The organism is Erythrobacter sp. Alg231-14 (assembly GCF_900149685.1).
GTDB lineage: Bacteria > Pseudomonadota > Alphaproteobacteria > Sphingomonadales > Sphingomonadaceae > Erythrobacter.
Genome location: NZ_LT702999.1, coordinates 819,655 through 839,805 on the forward strand (window position 1 = coordinate 819,655; position 20,151 = coordinate 839,805).

Annotated in this window: 22 protein-coding genes; 8 read left to right on the top strand and 14 right to left on the bottom strand. The window is 56.4% G+C overall.

Features of this window, described 5'->3' with window-relative positions:
* Positions 1-9: 9 nt before the first annotated feature.
* Positions 10-939, top strand: coding sequence for a patatin-like phospholipase family protein (locus tag BQ8290_RS03860; RefSeq protein ID WP_108787787.1), 930 nt, complete (start codon positions 10-12; stop codon positions 937-939).
* A gap of 1 nt (position 940) precedes the next feature.
* Entirely contained in the window at positions 941-1,837 is an 897-nt protein-coding gene (locus BQ8290_RS03865; RefSeq protein ID WP_108787790.1) for a nucleotidyltransferase, read from the top strand.
* A 581-nt stretch (positions 1,838-2,418) separates the two neighbouring features.
* Here the strand turns inward: BQ8290_RS03865 and BQ8290_RS03875 are convergent.
* The 8 genes from BQ8290_RS03875 to BQ8290_RS03915 all read right to left on the bottom strand — a co-directional run bounded on the left by BQ8290_RS03875 (position 2,419) and on the right by BQ8290_RS03915 (position 11,005).
* Positions 2,419-2,952, bottom strand: a complete 534-nt coding sequence (locus BQ8290_RS03875) for a GNAT family N-acetyltransferase (RefSeq protein ID WP_337660979.1) — start codon at positions 2,950-2,952, stop codon at positions 2,419-2,421.
* Positions 2,949-3,755 (bottom strand): LysR family transcriptional regulator, encoded by an 807-nt coding sequence (locus tag BQ8290_RS03880; protein WP_108787796.1) that lies wholly within the window; start codon positions 3,753-3,755, stop codon positions 2,949-2,951. Before BQ8290_RS03880 ends, BQ8290_RS03875 begins: the two co-directional genes overlap by 4 nt.
* An 18-nt stretch (positions 3,756-3,773) precedes the next feature.
* The gene (gene apaG, locus BQ8290_RS03885) at positions 3,774-4,184 is read right to left on the bottom strand and encodes a Co2+/Mg2+ efflux protein ApaG (protein WP_108787798.1); all 411 of its coding nucleotides are present in this window, start codon (positions 4,182-4,184) and stop codon (positions 3,774-3,776) included.
* A 132-nt stretch (positions 4,185-4,316) separates the two neighbouring features.
* Positions 4,317-6,335 (bottom strand): alpha/beta fold hydrolase, encoded by a 2,019-nt coding sequence (locus BQ8290_RS03890; protein WP_108787800.1) that lies wholly within the window; start codon positions 6,333-6,335, stop codon positions 4,317-4,319.
* Positions 6,336-6,431: 96 nt separating this feature from the next.
* Positions 6,432-7,052 carry a DsbA family protein gene (locus tag BQ8290_RS03895; protein WP_108787802.1) on the bottom strand — a complete coding sequence of 207 codons (621 nt, stop codon included), beginning with the start codon at positions 7,050-7,052 and terminating at the stop codon, positions 6,432-6,434.
* Between the two features lie 132 nt (positions 7,053-7,184).
* Positions 7,185-8,699 (bottom strand): SulP family inorganic anion transporter, encoded by a 1,515-nt coding sequence (locus BQ8290_RS03900; RefSeq protein WP_108787804.1) that lies wholly within the window; start codon positions 8,697-8,699, stop codon positions 7,185-7,187.
* 445 nt (positions 8,700-9,144) lie between these two features.
* Entirely contained in the window at positions 9,145-10,362 is a 1,218-nt protein-coding gene (locus BQ8290_RS03910) for an aminotransferase class I/II-fold pyridoxal phosphate-dependent enzyme (RefSeq protein WP_108787808.1), read from the bottom strand.
* A gap of 70 nt (positions 10,363-10,432) precedes the next feature.
* Positions 10,433-11,005, bottom strand: coding sequence for a TetR family transcriptional regulator (locus BQ8290_RS03915; RefSeq protein ID WP_108787810.1), 573 nt, complete (start codon positions 11,003-11,005; stop codon positions 10,433-10,435).
* Positions 11,006-11,089: 84 nt separating this feature from the next.
* Between BQ8290_RS03915 and BQ8290_RS03920 the strand changes: the two genes are divergently transcribed.
* The 3 genes from BQ8290_RS03920 (at position 11,090) to BQ8290_RS03930 (ending at position 13,418) form a co-directional block, all read left to right on the top strand.
* A complete protein-coding gene (locus tag BQ8290_RS03920; RefSeq protein ID WP_108787812.1) occupies positions 11,090-11,545 on the top strand; it encodes a hypothetical protein in 456 nt (151 codons plus the stop codon).
* A gap of 106 nt (positions 11,546-11,651) precedes the next feature.
* Positions 11,652-13,010, top strand: a complete 1,359-nt coding sequence (locus tag BQ8290_RS03925; RefSeq protein ID WP_108787814.1) for a phospholipid carrier-dependent glycosyltransferase — start codon at positions 11,652-11,654, stop codon at positions 13,008-13,010.
* Between the two features lie 9 nt (positions 13,011-13,019).
* Complete coding sequence (locus BQ8290_RS03930; protein WP_108787816.1) at positions 13,020-13,418, top strand: hypothetical protein; 399 nt, start codon at positions 13,020-13,022, stop codon at positions 13,416-13,418.
* Here BQ8290_RS03930 and BQ8290_RS03935 read toward each other — a convergent pair.
* From BQ8290_RS03935 to BQ8290_RS03955, 5 genes are read right to left on the bottom strand one after another with little or no spacing between them, the layout of a single operon-like run.
* Complete coding sequence (locus tag BQ8290_RS03935; RefSeq protein ID WP_108787818.1) at positions 13,386-14,531, bottom strand: glycosyltransferase; 1,146 nt, start codon at positions 14,529-14,531, stop codon at positions 13,386-13,388. The genes BQ8290_RS03930 and BQ8290_RS03935 overlap by 33 nt on opposite strands.
* 12 nt (positions 14,532-14,543) lie before the next feature.
* Positions 14,544-15,614, bottom strand: coding sequence for a 3-isopropylmalate dehydrogenase (leuB, locus tag BQ8290_RS03940; RefSeq protein WP_108787820.1), 1,071 nt, complete (start codon positions 15,612-15,614; stop codon positions 14,544-14,546).
* Positions 15,615-15,638: 24 nt separating this feature from the next.
* Entirely contained in the window at positions 15,639-16,241 is a 603-nt protein-coding gene (recO, locus tag BQ8290_RS03945; protein ID WP_108787822.1) for a recombination protein O N-terminal domain-containing protein, read from the bottom strand.
* 25 nt (positions 16,242-16,266) lie between these two features.
* Complete coding sequence (locus BQ8290_RS03950; RefSeq protein WP_108791864.1) at positions 16,267-16,518, bottom strand: accessory factor UbiK family protein; 252 nt, start codon at positions 16,516-16,518, stop codon at positions 16,267-16,269.
* Between the two features lie 48 nt (positions 16,519-16,566).
* A complete protein-coding gene (locus BQ8290_RS03955) occupies positions 16,567-17,112 on the bottom strand; it encodes a tryptophan-rich sensory protein (RefSeq protein ID WP_108791866.1) in 546 nt (181 codons plus the stop codon).
* Between the two features lie 507 nt (positions 17,113-17,619).
* On the opposite strand from BQ8290_RS03955, the gene BQ8290_RS15070 reads away from it, so the two are divergent.
* Complete coding sequence (locus BQ8290_RS15070; RefSeq protein WP_337660980.1) at positions 17,620-17,904, top strand: hypothetical protein; 285 nt, start codon at positions 17,620-17,622, stop codon at positions 17,902-17,904.
* A gap of 102 nt (positions 17,905-18,006) precedes the next feature.
* Positions 18,007-18,678, top strand: a complete 672-nt coding sequence (locus tag BQ8290_RS03965; RefSeq protein WP_108787824.1) for a DUF6969 family protein — start codon at positions 18,007-18,009, stop codon at positions 18,676-18,678.
* Here the strand turns inward: BQ8290_RS03965 and BQ8290_RS03970 are convergent.
* Positions 18,675-19,433, bottom strand: a complete 759-nt coding sequence (locus tag BQ8290_RS03970; RefSeq protein WP_337661487.1) for a TlyA family RNA methyltransferase — start codon at positions 19,431-19,433, stop codon at positions 18,675-18,677. The genes BQ8290_RS03965 and BQ8290_RS03970 overlap by 4 nt on opposite strands.
* A 64-nt stretch (positions 19,434-19,497) precedes the next feature.
* On the opposite strand from BQ8290_RS03970, the gene BQ8290_RS03975 reads away from it, so the two are divergent.
* On the top strand, positions 19,498-20,073 hold the full coding sequence (locus BQ8290_RS03975; protein ID WP_108787826.1) for a hypothetical protein: 576 nt from the start codon (positions 19,498-19,500) through the stop codon (positions 20,071-20,073).
* Positions 20,074-20,151: the final 78 nt, after the last annotated feature.

A 20,151-nucleotide genomic window follows, 5' to 3' on the forward strand; every position in this document is an offset into this window, starting at 1 on the left:
CCATGACTTATGTCTACTGGAGTTCTCAAAGTACTTTCGCTCGACGGCGGCGGCGCAAAAGGCGTCTATACACTAGGAGTACTTAGCGAACTGGAAGCGAAAACAGGCAAACCACTCTGCGAACTTTTTGACCTCATCTTTGGCACAAGCACAGGATCGATCATTGCATCGCTCATCGCGCTAGGATTCCCGGTCGACCAAATCCGCGCATTATACGCTGAACACGTACCTCGAGTTATGAAACCAATTATGCCGAGCCAGAAAACAAAGGCATTGGAGGCCCTTGGACAAGAGATATTTGGCGACAAGAAATTTGATGCATTCAAAACCGACGTAGGAATTGTGGCAGCAAATTGGGATTTCGAGACCCCTATGGTCTTCAAATCTGACGTAAAATTTGCGTACGGGAGGAAGTCGTCATTCTCTCCTGGCTTTGGTGTATCCATTCGCGATGCTGTCGTGGCTTCATGCTCGGCTTATCCATTCTTTGCCAAAAAAATAGTGATCACTGACAAGAACGATCAAATAGAACTAATCGATGGTGGATATTGCGCCAATAATCCAACGCTTTACGCAATCGCCGATGCAGTCCATGTTGCTCAGAAATCAAACAAAGAACTGAGGATACTATCAATTGGGTGCGGAACCTATCCGGAACCCAAAAAGAGTCTCATTTCGGTATCCCGTTACACAAACCTATTGCTCAGTGTTCGTTTACTTCAGAAGACTCTGGAAATGAATACGAAGTCAATGGAACAATTGAGAAGCATCCTACACCCCAATGTTCAAACTGTCCGCATAAATGAGAGGTTTTCAGAACCCGAGATGGCCACTGACATGTTTGAGTCGGACACCAAAAAACTAAACCTACTTGTCCAACGTGGACGCGCCTCTTTCGCCTCATTCGAGGACGAATTGGGCAACCTATTGGAGCTATAGAATGACGGGACTCACAGAAATTCAGCTCCAAACTTGGGCCAAACAAGGTTCGATAGTGCAATCCGCAGAGACATTCCAAACGATCAAGAACTGCTTGGATCAGCCCAGTTCCGGCTACGCGTACAAAGACACAGAGAACTTCCTTCAGGGATCGTTTGCAAATAGTACTAATATCTACGCAGATAGTGACGTCGATATTGTTCAGGCCCTTAATTCAACGTTTTACCGCGATCTTTCCGGCCTCAGTGAGCAGGAAAAACGCGCATACAACGAGCATTTTGGCTCAGCAGATTACAGCTATAAGGACTTCAAGACCGACGTTTTCAAGCAATTGTCATCGTGCTTTGGGACCAGAGTTGAGTTCCGAAACAAGGCCATATTCGTCCCCGGAAACGACAACAATCGGAGGGATGCCGACGTACTTCCGGCTGCCCAATATCGTAAGTACTACGAGTTTCGCACCAGCACCCACCAGCGTTATGCGCAAGGTATCATTTTTTGGACAAACGATGGAACGGAAATCGTCAACTATCCAAGGCAGCATTTGCAGAACTCGACGACCAAAAACACAGCAACCTTGAATCAGTTCAAGCCAAACTGTCGTGTCTTCAAAAACTATCGCAATGCAATGATCCGTGACGGGTACATTGCCAAAGGTCGTGCTCCTTCGTATTTTCTTGAGGGCGCTCTCTACAATGTACCTGACGGACTGTTCTCTTACAGTCATCGAGAGACTGTTTGGAACTCCCTCAAATGGTGGCAAAGCTGCGACCGGTCCCATTTGGTTTGTGTAAACGAGATGTACAAACTGCTACATCCAACATCACCTGTCACATGGCGCGAAGAACACTTCAACGAATGGGTAGCCGCCGCTATAAAATACTGGCTCGACCAATAGGGCTCACGTTAAGTCACAATTGAGAAGCGCTGCGTTTTCCTACACCACAATGATCTGCAATATCCCCCCCCCGGGTCCATTGTTTGTTTTCGCCCTCAAGCGCCGGGCGCGTCGCATCCGCGCCGCTTGGCTACGCCGCATAAGCGGCGGCGCGCGGTCGCGCGCTGGCTCGCCTTCGGCTCGCGGCAGAGCTTGTCAGCAAACTCGCGCCACCCCCCCTTCCCACCCTCTCAATCACATCGCGGAGCACGGCGCGCAGCGCCGCAAGCCCGACCGGGCGACCGCAGGCCCGTAGGGGCCGAGGACATCGCACCCCGGATGGGGTGCGCAAAACAAAGACTCCATTTTCCTACATCGCGGGTTTCTGCTCTACCCCTGCGCATGTCTAAAACACCGCAAATTCAGCGCATTGGGAGCACCACTTTTCACCCCTTGGACCGTGTAACATGCGGTCCATGTCTCGCTATTCGTCGGGCCTCAGGCGCCGGCGCTCACATCCGTTCGCTTAGGCTATCCTGCGCGCAGAGCGCTACGGGCGCCCAGTCGGGCTTGCGGTCAGCTGCGCTGCCCGAGTTCGGCCATCAACGCTTTGCCCAATCGCCCTTGAGCAGGCCGTACCAATACACATCGCACATGCCGATATGCGTCGTCTCATGCTCGCGAAAGTGCCCCTCTCGCGTGAAGCCCATGGCTTCGAGTAGGCCAATGGATGGGACGTTGCGCGTGTCGACTTCGGCGATGATCTTGCGCACACCGTGTTCGAACCGATGCGCGATCAAGGCGGTGGTGCACTCCTTAGCCGCCCCCTGCCCTTGAGCATCGGAGCAGACGATATAGCCCGTTTCCTCAACGCCCTCTTGGTGCGCGGTGTAACACACAAATCGGCCCACAACTTGCCCAGCCAACGGGCCATCACGGTGTTCCGCAATCCAAGATTGCCCCGGCCAATCGGGATCGGAGAGCCAGTCCCACAATTCCTCAACTGAGGTGAAGGCGGGTCTGGTCAAATATTGGCATTGCGCCGGATCGCCCAATGTCGGGAACAACGCCGCGGCATCGCCTTTGCGCAAAGGTCGCATGGTGAAACGCGCCGTGGTGATCGTCGCGACGGTCACGAGGGTTTGGCATCGCCCTCGGTCAGATAGGCGACCAAGGCTTTGACCTTCTTGCTGCGCCATTGCGGTGTCGGCGCGAGCAACCAATAGGAACGCAGGCTTTCGGCTGGCGTTTCAAGCTGAGTGAGCTGGCCGCGTTCCAACGCGCCTTCGACGAGCGGCAATGGCAGGACAGTGCGCCCCATCCCGGCAAGCGCGCTGGACAAAGCCTGTCCCGGACTGCCCGCTTTGATGCATGGCAACACACCATCGGGCAGCGCCGCACCGGGCCAATCGATCCACGCATCGCGGGCGCCATCGGCCTGTACGGTCACACGCTGAGCCGCCGCGAGTTGGACGCCTTCCAATTCACCCGGCCCATCGACAAGGCGGATCGCCATATCGAGGTTCGCCTCGGTGAAATCAGCGGCCTCGTCGGCGACAATTGAATAGACAACGCCGGGCGTGCCCGCCTGAAACGTCGCCAATCTGGGGGCGAGCCATTCAGCATAGAATTCGCGCGGCGCGGCGATTGTGTAACGATCCGAAGCTTGGCCAGCCTGCATTGCGGCGACGCTCTCTTCGAAACGCAAGAACCCTTCGCGCAATGCATCAAGGCCAGCACAGCCTTCAGGCGTCAATTCGAGACCTTTGGATGTGCGGCGAAATAGAACGACGCCCAAATGATCTTCCAACGCGCGGATTTGTTGGCCCACAGCCGCCGGCGTAACCGCCAGCTCATCCGCAGCGCGCGTAAACGACAAATGCCGGGCCGCTGCGTCATAAACACGCAGAGCGTTCAAAGGGAGATGCGTGCGTTTCATTGTCCGTAGCGCCCGCGATCAGGCAGGTCCGCCATCCGCCGTTTCGGGCGCGGCAAGAGGAAAGAATGGGATCCGCACCTCTAGGGGAGATCCGTCCTCTTTGTCGAAAGTGTAGAACCCTTCCATCGATCCGTTTGGCGTCGTCAATGGACAGCCTGACACGTAATCGTGGCTTTCACCCGGAGCCAATTTGGGTTGTTCGCCCACAACACCTTCGCCATCGACATGGTTCACCATGCCGCGTGCATCGGTGATCCGCCAATGGCGCGTGCGCAATTGCACCTGTTCGTGCGACCCATTTTCAATGCGGATGTGATACACCCAAAACCACTTCCCCGCCTCAGGATGCGATTGTTCGGGCAGGAAGTTGACGGCCACCCGCACGGTGATCCCGTCGGTGACTGCGGCGTGTTGGAACAGCTCTTTCATAGCGCGCATAAGGTAGCAATTCTGCTCGGACCGACAAGAGGGGATGGGGATTTAAATCCCAATCCCCGTTCAAGTTGGCTGATTGTGGCAATTGCCCGCCTATCAGCCGGGCGATCAGCTTAAGGAGTTAGATCACTTACCCCCCCCTGACGACGCAGGAGGCAAGTCAGAAGGATTGTGCTCGGCCAAAAATTCCAAGAGCGTGTCGTACCACTTTTGCTCATTCTCTTGCTCTGAAAAACTGTGCCCTTCGCCATCAATCAACAATGTGCGCGGCGGCACTGGCGAGGCAGTGGTCGCATCGCGGAACATTCGATACTGCGAAACCGGCACTCTGCGGTCCTCGCTGCCATGTGCCAACAAGACAGGTCGATTGAGTGAAGAAGCGTGATTGACAGGTGAGAAATCATCGAGGTCGTCAACGTCGCCCTCCTCTCGTTCGCGCAGATCAAGCGCTGCTTCGCGTCCAAGATAGCGGCGGTCATAGCTCAACATTCGGTCCCAATTGGTGACCCCTGCCCAACTGGCAGCGCATCGATACCGCTCAGGATTTCGCAACACGGCCCACAAAGCAGCAAAGCCGCCGTATGAGCCACCAACGACGCAAACTCTGTTTGCATCGGCGATCCCTACGTCAACGGCCCAATCCATTGCATCATCGATGTCGTCTTGCATTCCGCGTCCAACTTGACCCCGCCCCGCATCATAGAAAGCCTTTCCATAGCCGCCGCTGCCGCGAAAATTGGGTTGCAGAACAGCGTATCCGCGATTGGCGAGCAATTGGACCTCATCGTTGTAGGTCAATTCGTCGCGCACCCCGAACGGGCCGCCATGCGGCATGACAATCAACGGCAAATCGCGTGGTTCAACTCCGCGAGGGACCGTAAGATAGGCCGAAATCAACAGCCCATCGCGCGCTTGATAGCGGACGGGCACAGGGCGAACGAGCTGTTCAAAGTCGAGCTCTGGTCGGTAATCACCGAGCAAGTCGAGGGTAAGATCTTCGGTGGAAAAAACATAGAGTGCCCCCGGATCAGCCTCGCTGCCGCCCCACACCAAAATCCGTTCGTTGTTGCGCGACCGGGAGACGATGATCAACTGCTCCATATCGAGGGCATTTTTGAGCTCTTGGTAAAGGGCACCCATTTCTTCATTGAACCAATGGATTTGCTCTCGATCGTCCGTGAAGAATGCGGCGAACGGGCTGCCATCTCGATCCAACCATAGCCGATCTATATCCCATTGGGGGTGCTCATAAAAAGTCTCGACCACGTCGCCAGTGCTGTAGTCGAACAACCTTACCCCAACGCGTCCATCGCTGTTTTCTTCGAGGACATACCCCTGATCGCTATCCTCGTTTATTTGGATGACGTTCCAATAACGGGTGTCATCGTCGCCGGGCTCCCAAACATCAGCCAGTTCAAAGTCATCGCCGTCGGCCGAACGATAATAGATGCGTTGGCGGCCGTTCCGCCACGCAATTCCCAATCTCACGGTCCCGCTTGTGTCCGCGTACCAATTCGAAATAGCGCGTTGGGCATCGACCACGCGAACCCGCTCAGCACCCGGAAGCAGGTCATAGCGGTATACAGACAATTGGCTCCGCTGATTGCGCTGAACCGCGATCAACGCAAATGCACCATCTTCCGCAACGTGAACCAAATCGCCGCCATTTAGGAGGTCGTCATCAACCTCCAGCATCCATGTCGCATTGTTTGCAATATTGCGCACAAACAGGCGATTTTTCCGAACAGGCAGCCCGTAATAGTCGCCCAAAGCCGAAATCGAGGTGATAAGCTTTTCATTGCCTGCCCAGCGGAACCAATCGAGCCGTTGATCTTCGCCAAGCTTGTAAACCTTTAGCGGCTGCTGCGATGCTGCGTCGATTAGCAACAGCGCCGTCTCACCATCGACAACACGCTTTATGGCAATATGAGCGCCATCGGGTGACACCGAAAACCTGCGATAGGCGCTGCGATTGGCGAAATGTTCAGTAGGGATGGCGGCAGGACGTTCACCCTCAACCGCAAGATCAAGATCGGCTAAGCGGGTCACCGACGGTTCGGAGACCTGAGTGGCTTGCATGTTTTGCGCCGACACCGGCGCACCAACCCAAGCAAGAAAAAGCGCAACCCCAATCGCAAATTTCATAGTGACCTCAGTAGAATTCTCGCAATGATTGCAGAATCACTTCTCAGTGAAGTCTATGAAGTACAGAAAAAAAGGGAAGCCTAGTCGGAATTTAAATCACCCCTTGGACAATTCTTCTTCGATTTGCGCCAAACGTTCTTTGCCAAAGAACATTTCTGTCGCGCCGTCTTTTGGCCCCGTGAACATAGTCGGGATGCCAAACGCACCGCGAGCAACGGCGTGATCGGTGTTCTTTACGAGGCCTTGTTTCACTTCGTCGGTTTGTATCCGGGCGATCAAATCCGCCGGATCAAAGCCCGCAGCGGTGAGCGCCGCGCCGAACGCTTCTGTGTCGGTGAAATCCAGGCTGTGTTCCCAAATTGCAGGCAGCATACCATCAACAAATTGCACCGCCCGCCCGTCTTGATCGGCGGCGAACAACATCCGTTGTAGCGTGATCGAATTGAACGGGAATTGCGGATGCATCTTGTATTTGGTGAGGTTGTGTTTGGCGATAAAACGCTGAATCTCCAGCATCGAATATTCAACTTTGCCCTTCACATCCGCGTCGCGGATCATGGGCGGAGCATTGCCGGTCAATTTGTGCATGCCACCCAGAAAAACGGGCGTGATATCCAACCCTGCCCCTGTGCGCGCGACAACATCCCGCAGCGGACCCCAAATGAAATAAGCGTTCGGACTGACAAAATCGAAAATCAGTTCAATGCGATTGGCCATGGTGTCTGCTCTCCTTCAATATTTGAAAAACGCGGTCGCATATCCGCAAAAGACGCACAAGCCCGCCCGCGATCCAACGTTCGCCGAACAACACCCGCTGCAACCGTGTAGCCCCTTGGGGCACACCGTCGATCAGTGGGGCAACAGCCCGCTTTCCAAACCGGTGCGGTCTTCCAAAGCGAATTTGTCGAACAGATCGGCGCTTGCGGCGTTAAGGCCGACGATCCGAGTGTGACGGCCATTGCGCCGCATCCGATCCACGACCTTTTCTAGCGCGCCAATCGCAGAAATGTCCCAGAAATGCGCCTTTGACACGTCGATCACCACATGGTGCGCGGCGTCTTCATATTGGCTTTCCGGGCCCAGTTTAGCGATGAATTTGTCCACGCTGGCGAAGAAGATTTCACCGGTGACAACATAGACCGCGCTGTGCGGGCGGCGGACGCGCTCCACTTCGAAAAGGTTGCGGACCTTGTTCGCGAAGAAGATGCCGGAAAGCAGGACGCCGATCAAAACACCCATGGCCAAATCGTGTGTCCAAACCACGACCAAGACGGTCGCAATCATCACAACCGAACTGGTCGGTGGATGACGGCGCAAATTCGGGATGGAATTCCAGCTGAATGTTCCGATGCTGACCATAATCATCACCGCAACCAATGCTGGCATCGGGACTTGCCCCACATATGAGCCCAGCACGGTGAGTAGGAACAACAAGAATGCGCCGGCCGTGAAGGTCGACAATCGTCCCCGACCGCCCGATGCAACGTTGATCACCGATTGTCCGATCATCGCACAACCGCCCATGCCACCAAAACACGCCGCCACAATATTGGCGATCCCTTGGCCGCCACTTTCGCGTTGCTTGTCGCTTTCGGTGTGAGTCATGTCGTCGACGATCTGCGCCGTCAAAAGACTCTCCAACAATCCGACGGCGGCCATGGTCAAAGAATACGGAGCGATGATTTGCAGCGTTTCCCACGTCAAAGGAACATCCGGCAATGCGAAGCTTGGCAGGCCGTCAGGCAATGTGCCTTCACCTGCGACATTGTTGACAGGCAAGCCCCACCACATTGTCGCCGCCGTTAGCAGGATGATCGCGACAAGCGGGCTTGGAATTGTTTTGTTCAGTCGGGGAAAGCCATAGATGATGGCCAATCCAATCACGACCATCGCCCATGTCCACGGTCCCACGCCGTCATTGCCCGGCCACAATTGCGGGATCTGCGCCATGAAAATCAAGATTGCGAGCGCGTTGACGAAGCCGGTGATGACCGAGCGGCTGACGAATTGCATCAACAGGTCGAGCCGCAGGACCGCAGCGATCCCCTGGAAGACGCCCATCAGGATGGTCGCCGCAAAAAGATATTCGACACCGTGATCGCGCACCAATGGGATAACAACCACCGCTACCGCCGCGGTCGCAGCAGAGATCATTCCCGGGCGTCCACCGGTCAATGCAATAACCATGGCAATAGCAACACTGGCATAGAGGCCAACGGATGGATCAACGCCCGCGATCAACGCAAAGCCAATCGCCTCTGGGATCAGGGCCAGCGCCACCACAATACCGGCCAAAATATCGGCGCGCGGTTGCGCGAACCAATCGCGCTTGAACGTTTCCGCAAGTGTAGAGGTCGTTGTCATACGAAAATCGTTCCAAATTCTGGGTGAGCGCGGCGCACAATTGCAACTCAAAGCGCAGCAGATATGGGGCGCGGTTATACAAACATGGTGCAGCGCACAACTGCACGGCTGATTTTTGTTCATTTCGGCGGGGCATTGTTGCCCAAATCCCGCCGCGTTCAATCCAGTGTTGGTCAAAACGCAAAAACCCGCAATCGGGGTAAATGCGGCATTAACATCGTTCCAACCGGCTTTGTTAGTGCAATTGCTTCAGTACCGAACGTGTCATCGGCAAAGATGACATCTGCTAGTCGTTCCAAAAAATCCCGGAACCGTCTAGGTTCTTCAACCAACGCTGCACCGCGATGGTTGTAAGGGATGATGTGCTTAGAAACCGGGGTGGTGGGCGAAAGCCCGCTGCTTCGGTTTTTTGCATTGGGCGATCTTTCGGGGCTTTCGGGCCGGATTACATCTCCGCAGCGTCCAATGCCTTGTCCATATCCTCGACCAAATCGGCAATGTCTTCCAATCCGACATTGATCCGCAACAGCCCTTCGCTCACGCCCATCGCGTCGCGCGCAACGTCGGTCATGTTGGCGTGCGTTGTGCTGGCGGGGTGACACATCAAACTGCGGGCATCGCCGATATTGTTCGAAATATCGATCAATTCCAATGCATCTAGAACCGCAAAGGCGCGTTCGCGTGTGTTCACATCAAAGGCAAAAATTGGCCCTGTCGCATCCATTTGTGCGGTCGCGATGTCATGACGGGGATGGCTAACCAATCCGGGATGACGCATGTGGCCGCCCGCTTTGATGACGCGTTCTTCCAAATGTTCACCCAACGCCACGGCATTGCGGCTTTGTTGATGCGCGCGCAGCGACAGGGTCTCCAACCCTTTGTGCACCACCCACGCATTGAACGCGGCGATGGTCGGCCCGGTGTTGCGTTGAAACGGCATCAGCGTTTCGTTGATCCATTCCTCGCTCGCGCAGATCGCTCCGGCCAAAACGCGGCCCTGACCATCCATCAGCTTTGTCGCAGAATAAGCCACAACATCCGCGCCAAATTCCATGGGACGTTGCAATGCGGGCGAAGCAAAGGCGTTGTCCACGACTGTGGTGATCCCATGCGCCCGCGCCAAATCGCAGACAAATTGAAGATCGACGATGTCCAAGGTCGGATTGGCCGGAGTCTCGAAGAAAAACACCTTAGTGTTTGGCTTGATCGCGGATTCCCATTGGGCGTTGTCCGCGCTGTCGATGATCGTTGTTTCGATCCCAAACCGAGGGAGCAAATTGTCCACCAACCAACGGCACGATCCAAATGCGGCCCGCGCCGCAACGCAATGGTCGCCCGCCGACAATTGACACAGCAATGATGCGGTCATGGCCGCCATACCGCTCGCCTGCGCGCGACAACTTTCGGCCCCTTCGAGCAAGGCAATGCGTTCTTCCAACATAGCCACGGTTGGGTTTTGAAGCCGCGAATAGGTCATGCCCTGTGCGTCACCGGCAAACCGATCCGCCACCGTTTGGGCGTCGTCATAAGTGTAGCCCGACGTGAGGAACATTGCCTCGCTCGTCTCGCCATGTTCGCTACGCCAAGTGCCCCCGCGCACAGCTTGAGTGGCGGGGCGCCATTTTTGGGTGATGGCGCGGTTCATTCCAGTGGTCTTCTTCATAGGCGCAAGCCTTAGGTGCGTGCCCCCAATGCAGCAAGACGAAAGGCGGGCAAAATTGGCGCCATTGCCTTCATTCGTCCAAGCCGGATGCCAACAAGCCGGCGCGCGCGGTCCGGGTGTGTCCGATCGCATTCAGCATCAAACTGCCCTCTATCAAGGTCAACAGATAGCGCGCGCCGCCAACCGGATCGGGATCGTCATCGGGCATCTGACCTTCCAACCACAACAACAATTGAGCCATCATGGCATGGGCCGCATCCTTGTACCCCACGACGCCGCGCGATGCCCCCGCAACAATTTCCCACCAAAGGATCAGGAACGGTTGCATAGTCTCTTCGCGACCCTGCGCCAAAATCCGCGCAACGCATTCTTGCCGGGTTCTCGCCCGATCATCTCCCATCCCCGATGCAAGAGATTGGGCGTATTGATCGGCCAAGTATCGCAACAGATCGGTGATCAAATTCTGTTTGTTGCCAAAATGATAGATCAACATCCGATCGCTGGTGTCGGCCGCCTTTGCCAACACCCTTAGACTGGCCCCCGCCAAACCATGATGCAGGACATGCGCCGCCAAAAGCGGCAAAAGCGTTTCTTTTGATAGAGTTCGCTTTGCATCCGCCGCCGGTGAAACGATTTTCAACATGAGGGGCTTGTAGCGAGTGCTACGTAACGCTACAAGCCCAAGCAGAAAACGTAGCGACCGCTACATAACGGGAGAGTATTCCTCATGTCTGCCTTAGAAATCCTCGCCGCAACTGGGTTTGCGATTGTCGCATTTGTCGCGGTGTATATCGTCGCCAGCCGCAATGAAATCGGCAGCCCTGCCCTTGCCGCGGCTCTGTCTGCCGGATTTGCCACCTACTCCGCCGCGACCATCTACCAAGAAGGCGTGATTTTGGTCTGGACCAACCACACAACCAATATGTGGGGTGTTCAAGTATGGTGGGACCTGTTGTTGGCCGCGGGAATCGCGTTGTTCTTTATCGTCCCACGCGCAAACAAAGTCGGCATGATCGTCCCGCTTTGGGCGCTGTTTGTTGTATCGACCGCCAGCATCGGTTTGTTGGCCATGTGCGCTCGCTTGTTCTGGCTAGAAAATGCTGCCGCAACCCAAGCATCGTCGGCCAAAGGGTCGGACACCGCATCGGGCGCGGCCGGTGGTCCGGCCAAGACCAAGGCATAAACAGGTTCACGACACCGCGCGACAGAGCGCGACCTAACGCCCCGGGGCCGATTGGCTCCCAAAGCTCTTGCTCCGCATCGGGCGCCCGCGTAATCGCTGGTGCCCGATGCCACATTCTGCTCCCCCAGTTTCAAGCACCACGGTACAAAACGCGGTTGATCACGCTTTGACACCGAGCCTCACACCACGAGATCCGTGGGTTTGGTGCCTCGCAATCCCCGCTTTGTTCGCGCTTTTGGCCAGCATTCGTCTGACCACGCCCAGTGCGCCGTTCTTTGATGAGGTTCATTACCTCCCCGCCGCGCGGCAATTCCTGTCAATGTGGGAGGGATATTCGAGCGCACATGTAAACCGCGAACATCCCTTGTTGGGCAAGGAGTTGATCGCGTTGGGCATTTATATGTTCGGCGACAATCCACTGGGTTGGCGGATCATGCCCTTGATTGCGGGCACGGTGACGATTGGCGCTGCGATGCGGGCCTTATGGCAAACAAGCTATGATCGGTTTGCAGTCATCGCCTTTGGTGTGTTGTTGACGACGGGATTTCACCTTTTCGTTCACGCGCGCATTGCGATGCTGGATATTTTCATGGCGGCGTTTCTTGCCCTGGCCGCTTGGCAATTTGCCACCGCCATTCGGGAACCGGAACGCGGTCGGTTGCGCCTTGCCCTGACAGGGATAGCAATTGGATGCGCGCTGGGGGCGAAATGGAACGCCGTGCCCTTGGCTATGGCGTTTGGCCTCACCTTTTTCGCCGCGCGCTTATCTGCTGGTCGCCGCCGATTGTTGATGAGCCGTCGCGGCATTCCCGTCCCCGGGATCAGCTTGGCCGAAGCGTTCCTTTGGCTCGGTGTCGTTCCTTTGATGGTCTACGCGATCACCTTTGTTCCAGGATACTGGCTGGGCACCGCGTTCAATGCGTCCCCCTTGGCCGAAAATGGAATGATCGGACTGCATGTCGAAATGCTGGACCTTCAACGTCAGGTCCTCGCGCCGCACACATATCAAAGCACTTGGCCGCAATGGGTCACGAACACTCGCGGTATTTGGTACCACTATGAGTTTTCCGACGGGGCACAGCGCGGAGTTCTGTTGATCGGCAATCCGGTGACAATGCTGTTGGGATTGCCCGCCTTGGCATGGTGTTTGGTTATCGGCGTGTATCGTGGCGATTGGACAAAGATCGCGGTCGTGGTCGGGTACGGGGCCAGCCTCGGCCTTTGGTTGATCGCGCCCAAACCGGTGCAATTTTATTACCACTACATGATGCCCAGCATGTTCCTTTTGGCGGCGCTGGCCGTTTCGTTAAGCGATTTGTATCGCAGCGGTCGCCGAACGATCGCCTATGGTGTGTTGGGGATCAGCGCGGTGATGTTCGCGGTGTTCTTCAATATCTTGACCGCCGCGCCATTGGCCGGTCCGATGAGCTTTTCGGATTGGACTTGGATCGCAGGCTGGCGGTAAAACGCGCCAATGTTTGCGAAAATTGTTTGGCTTTCATTGGTCGCTATCGCCTCTATCGATGCGGATGACCGCTTCAATTGCCCTCCTCCCTTGGGTCAAATCCATGTGGATGAAAATGCTTTGTTCCGCGCTTATCCCAGCCACCCCGATCGGGTTTTACCTCAACCCTTGGCCGTTGATTACGTGTGCGCGGTGGATGCCAGCGGGCGTTTCATCCGCTGCGAATTCGCCACCAGACACGACCTAACGCAAACACAAGATCAATTGGTGACCCGGATGATGCCCCGCATCATGCGCGCGCTAAGATCGGATAAGCCCAACCAAGAATGCGTGGCCAGCACCGTTACCCTAAATCAGGGGCAATCCGCTCAAGCATCAGAAACGACCCCAAACGAACCGGCTGGATAGGGCAAAATTCCAAACCGACCCGATCAATATGCCGGCCAAGGCGGCGAAAGCCCAATACAGCCCCTCGTTTTGCAACAAGGTCGCGACGGCCACATTGGCAAAGCCGCCGACCGCACAGGTTAAGCAGAACCCAGCCCACCCGCGGATAACATTCCCCAACCCTTTAAGCCGTTTGTCCCGGTAAGTGAGCCAATTGTTGAGCCAGAAATTGAAGCTCATCGCGCTCAACACGGCGAGACCCTGAGCCACCGAAAACGCGCCGTCAAATTCCTGATCCATCGCAAGCAAAAGCGCGCCCAACACCGCCATGTGCACAAGGACGCCCAACGCGCCGACCGTGCCGAACAAGGCAAACCGCGTCGGGATGACCCGGCCTAGCGTCTTGTCATACACCCCCGCGAGAAAATCGAACAAAACGGCGCGGTCCAATTTGCTTGTCCCTTCGCGCCGTGCGGCGAAGTTGAGGGGGAATTCTTTGACCACCATGGGCGTTTTCGACGTGGCAAGCAGGTCGAGCAAAATCTTGAAACCAATACCCGAAAGGCCCGGTACCAAGGCACGCGCGGTGGCCGTGGGGAGCATGAAGTACCCGCTCATCGGATCGGTCAATTCGACGCCGGTAATCCGACGCGCGACCGCGTTGGCCATGCCGGACAGTTTCTCCCGCTTGGGCTCGGCCCAATCGCGGGTGCTGGCCCCTTCGGCGAAGCGGCTGGCCACGCAGATATTCGGCTGATCCGCATTGGTGTTTTGATGAGCAGCCGACGCTTTCAACGTCGCCAGCATGTCCGGCAACAAAACCGGATCATGTTGATGATCGGCATCCATCACTGCCACATACGGCGCAGCGGTGGCGCAGAACCCTTCGATCGCGGCGCTCGCCAATCCGCGTCTGCCGATGCGTTGAATGATCCGAACCCGGCGATCCGATTGCGCAAGGGTGCGCGCTTCATCGGCGGTGCCATCCACGCTGTTGTCATCGACCACCAGGATTTCCCAGCCCTCTGACCCCAACGCCGCCTCTATCCGCGCTACCAAGGGTGTTAGATTGCCGCGTTCATTCAGCGTCGGCAGGACAATCGCCAATTCCAATGAGCAGCGTTCCCGCGGCATAACGTCTTGCCCTTAAAGCCTCTCGCGCACGGCGGCGCCGATGGCCTGAGTGCCGTGATCGCCGCCCAAATCTGCGCCGCGAATGCCATCGGCCAAGGCCCGCTCCACCGCCGCCTCAATCCGCGCCGCTTCGGTTTCCATACCAAAGGAATGGCGCAGCATCATTGCCGCCGATAGGATCGTCGCCATCGGGTTCGCTTTGCCTTGTCCGGCGATGTCGGGCGCGCTGCCATGGATCGGTTCGTACAAACCGTATGTGCCATGGGCGGTTTGGCGATCGCCCAGGGATGCGCTGGCTAATAGCCCGATCGAACCGACCGCGGCGCTGGCCAAATCGGACAGGATATCGCCGAACAGATTGCCGGTCAGGATAACCCCAAATTGGGATGGATTGCTGATGATTTGCATCGCGGCGTTGTCGACATACATGTGGCTAAGATCGATGTCAGGATGCGCGCCGGCGGCGTCTTTCACTGTCTCGCGCCATACTTGACTGGTTTCCAGAACATTGGCTTTATCGACACTGCACAGGCGCTGTTTCTTTGGACTGTCGCCGGATCGCGCAGCGCGAAAGGCGACCTGAGCGATGCGTCGGACCTCCGTTTCGGTGTAGGACATCATATCCCACCCTTCGCGGCTGCCATCGACGGCAATGCGTTCGCCTTTGTCGCCAAAATACACGTCGCCGGTCAGCTCTCTTACGATCAACAGGTCAAGCGTGGTGGCGATGTCCGGGGTGAGCGGGGATAGATGCTCCAACCCTTTGTACACTTTGGCTGGCCGCAAATTGGCAAACAGGCCCAATTCTTTGCGCAGGCCCAAAATGGCCTGCTCCGGGCGCAATGACCGTTCCAGTGCGTCGCAGGATGGATCACCGACCGCGCCAAACAAAATGGCGTCGGCCTCTCTCGCCATCGTCAATGTCTCGTCAGGCAATGGATGGCCGTGATTTTTATAAGCGATGCCGCCAACATCCCCTTCGAAAAGGGTAAGGTCCGCAAGACCCGCCGCCTCGAGCACCTTCACCGCTTCGCGCGTTACCTCTGGTCCGATCCCATCACCGGGCAAAACTGCGATTTTCATTGGCCGTATCCTCACCGTGACGGTTCAAACAATCATCCGCGCCAGTTTCTCGCCCAGCGTCTTGCGCGCGGCCATAACATCGCGGGCGTGGCTATCAAGCAAGTAGTCGCGGATCGGGCGATGCAATTGGCGGAATGCCTCAAACTGTTCATTCAAATCGCCCGTTGGATCGGGCTTTGCCCCGCCATACCCCAATTCGCGCAATACGATCGCTTCGAATGTAACCATCACCGAAAGCCAACCGCGCGCAGAAGGCGCATGGCAAATCGCGGTAAGCAGCGCGTCGAGACCGCTGTAAATGGTAGGGTATGGGTTGCGTTCGGGCAGGACGCTAACCGTCAACGTGCACGCCCACTGAATGGCGGCGGCGGGCAGAGGCTCGGTCATCCAAGGCGCGCGACTTTCAATCAATTCCACCCGAGCAAAGGGCAATTGCGCATCTGATTTGGCGCGCAGTTCCACTTCGACGCAATTGCCGGGGATCATCACCGGACGCAATTGTCGCCCACGCCCACCTGCAACGTAACCCGCAATGAGCCCGTGATGTTCGGTAAGAAGGCGTGCAATCGACGCCGTTTCGCCATGCGGACGAGACGCCACCAAAATAGCCGGAGCGCGCATATCCATCAGCGCTGCCCCCTCATCATCCGATTTACTTGCCCGAGAGTTTGGCTTCCAACTCAGCGACCTTCGCTTCGAGGGCATCGGCTTGTTCGCGGGCTTTTTGCGCCATCGCTTTGACGGTGTCGAATTCTTCGCGGCTGACGAAGTCCACACCGCCCATCGCTTCGCGCATTTTTTCGCGCGCGTTTTGACGGGCCTCACGGCTCATACCAGCCATAGTGCCAGCTGCGCTGTTGGCGAGTTTTACGAAGTCGGCGATGATTGGGTTTTCACTTTGCATGACCGCTATTTGGCGATGGTCACGCAGCTTGTCCAGCACCCACGATAGCTAGAGTTCGATCCGCTCAATCGCTCCGCCGCGATCTGAACCCCCATCGGGGTTTTCAACGATGAACTGATAATTCAAGACGCCGGCAAAAATCAGCCACGCCAGACACGGCAACAATATCACCGCAGCAAGCCGCCGGACGCGCCAAAACACCGCAATAACCGCCAGCAATGAAATCACGGCGTACACCAAGATATAGAGCGCGATCACCATTTCTTGCATGCCGAAAAACACCGGCGTCCACGCCAACACACCGATAAAGTGCAGCGCAAAAACAACGATTGCGATTTCGCGACCGTGGGCACCCCATGCGCTCACCACAAGCGCCAGGGCCACGCCCACCGATACGAACAAGAGCGACCAGACAATGCCAAACCACATAGCGGGCGGGAAAATCACGGGTTTTGTGAGGCTTTGAAACCAGATCGTTTCTGCGCTGCCAAATTGTCCTGACCCGAAACCAAGCAGCACGATAAGAGGCACCAAAAACAGCGCCCAGCGAAGAAAACTTGCGCGCAATTGCGCTTTGGAAGCCAGAAAGTTCATCACTTCTCCCGTGCTGATCCCGGTCCAACTTGGCGTCGAATGATGACGCCTTGGTGTTGCAACGGATTCCGCATTTACCCTTACGCCGATTCGCCTAGGAAACGGAGCTCGCGTGGCCATACACAAGCCGCCTGAAACCGCCAATTGCCCGATACGATTATCGTCCCCAATATGCCGATGAAGCGTTGCAAACGCCCTCCAAATACCTTCGGAAGACCGCGCGATCGCCGCGCAAAGCGCATTGGATTGATCAAATTCGATACGAAATATCGCTGCAAACCGATTGAATTTCGGCGCGTTTTCCGCCGGAAACTTCAAACAATTCAACAAAGATCAATAAGACCATTCGCGCTTTCGCCTCATTGTGATAGCTTCGCCACATTCTTGCCGTGATTCGGGGCGCTGTTCGGCAAGAAAATCCTGTGCGCGCTCCAACTAACCAACTGGGAATACGCTTTTTTGCGCCATTTCCATTGAGGGGAACGAATTAAATGAAAAAGACCAACTTTGCATCGATGCTCGCTGTCGCTGGCGGCCTCGCAATCGCAACTGCTGCTTGCTCGGCTCCTGCTGAAGAAGGCGCAACTGACGCTGACACAACTGCAAACGCAGACGCTTGCTGTGCAGCTGAAGGCTGCTGTGCCGCTGAAGGTTGTGCAGCTGAAGGCTGTGCAGCTGAAGGCTGCTGCGCCGCTGAAGGTTGCTGCGCCGCTGAAGGCTGCTGTGCAGCTGAAGGCTGCTGCGCCGCAGCTGAGTGAGAAGCTGATTAAGCTTCCACACGCATTAGCGTAACATTGCGGCCGATGGCATCACACGATGCCGTCGGCCGTTTTGTATTGAGCTTTCAGAAAAACGGTCTGTAACTTTGAGTTCGGATCGCTAGAACACCCCTCTATGACATCTAAGACTATGACACCGGTCCAAGCCGCCCACACCGTGATCGAAACCATCACCCAGATGGCTCAGGAACAACGCCCGCTCATGCTGCGCGTTGTGCCCGAAGAGGGCGCGAATTTCTGGACACACTATCCCAAATCCGATGCCCGCGATAAATTCTGCAAGGCGCGTTGGTATTACCATGTTCATGCACCGGGCAGCCGGGACGCTGGGGAACACGGCCACTTTCATTTGTTTCTGCACCGGACCCAATTGCCCAAAGGGTTGGAGCCCAAAGTGTGGCCACCGCAAGGCGAAGACGCCAAGGCGCACGTGACCCATTTGATCGCCCTCTCAATCGACACCAACGGCATCCCGCGCAGTTGGTTTTCGGTGAACCGGTTTGTCACGAACGAATTTCTGTTCCCGGCCGAAACGATGATCGACCATTTGCCCGATTTCAACGTCGACAACACCAAAGAAGACGATTGCGTCAACCGCTTCGTCACCGCGATGGTGGCGTTGTACCGCGATGAAATCGCAGAGCTTTTGCGCGAACGCGATGCGAAGCATGCCGAATTGGTCGCCGAACATGGCGACGCCGCCTATGAAAAGACGAGCGGTTTGGAAGTGTTGTCTTCGATCCCGATCGACCTAGACGCCAAAATCAGCGGGATGGATTTGGGCTAAACTCGCTTCGCCGAGACCAAAAATTCCACATTGCCTTGGGGGCCGGTGATTGGGCTTTCTACGATCCCATCAATGACCCATCCTTCGCCTTCCAACCATGCGCGAACTTCGTCGCATACGCGGGCGTGTAGGTTCGTGTCACGCACCACACCACCTTTGCCGACTTCGTTTTTGGCGACTTCAAACTGCGGCTTTATCAATGCGACAAGTTGGCATTGCGGCGCGGCCAATTGCAGCGGCACATCAAGGACTTTGGAAAGGCCAATAAAGCTCGCGTCGCACACGACCCAATTGCATTCGCGGTTGATATGATCGCGGGTCAAAATCCGGGCGCTGGTTTGTTCATGCACGGCAACGCGCGGATCTTGGCGCAATTTCCACGCAAGTTGATTGGTCCCGCTGTCGACGGCAAAGACGTATGCGGCACCTTTGGTGAGCATGACGTCGGTAAAACCGCCCGTTGATGACCCAACATCGATCGCCACCGCCCCCGTTGGATCAAGCGCGAAGTGGTCAATCGCATGGGCCAATTTGATGCCACCCCGGCTCACCCAAGGGTGATCCCTCCCGCGCACATCCAGCGGCGCATCCTCGGCGATCTGTTGTCCCGGCTTTGTCACTTTGGCTTCGCCCGCAAACACAACGCCCGCCATGATAAGCGCCTGAGCGCGGGTGCGGCTTTCGGCCAATTGCCGTTCTACAAGCAGATGATCGACACGCTTTTTCTTCGCCTTTTGCGGGCGGCGGTGGTCCATTTTTTTGGGGGTGTTGTGCGAATTGGTCATAGACCATTTGAGCGATAGCGCGCATTGATGCGGCATGAAAGCGATCTACTTACAAACCGCCGGTGCCGTCGTCCTTACCTTTGGGCTTGGTGCCCTTGTCGCGTGTGTTCCTGCGTCGGCGCCACCCGCGCCAACGCCACCGCCTGTTGCCGCCCCTGCTCCGACGCCAACGCCTGCCCCTGCGCCGGCACCGCCGCCTGTGATTCAGGAACCGGTCTACGACAATTACCTCGATGCGCCGCAAACGCCGGGAACATGGTTGTATCTCAGCGAACCGGGTGAGACGCTTGCGCTCTATGGTGAAAATCCGCGTCAGCCGATCTTCATGGTGCGTTGCGCCGCAGGAGAGATCGCTTTAGCCCGCGCGACTGCATCGCCATCCACCGCATCGCGCGCGATGAGCGTGCGGACAGAGACAACCAACCGCCAATTGCAAGCGGATCGCGTTGGCGACCGCCCTCTGGTTGCCGCAAATATTGCGGCGCGCGATCCGTTGCTGGACGCGATGGCCATCACGAAAGGTCGCTTTGCCGTTCAAGTCGAAGGCGAACGCACGCTCTACCTACCCGCATGGGTGGAGGTCAGCCGCGTGATCGAGGATTGCCGGTAAGCATACCGTTATTTCAAGCGCGCCAGATCGGGCGCAGCGAACACGTCCCCATAACAAAAGGGCGGTTCGGCATAATGC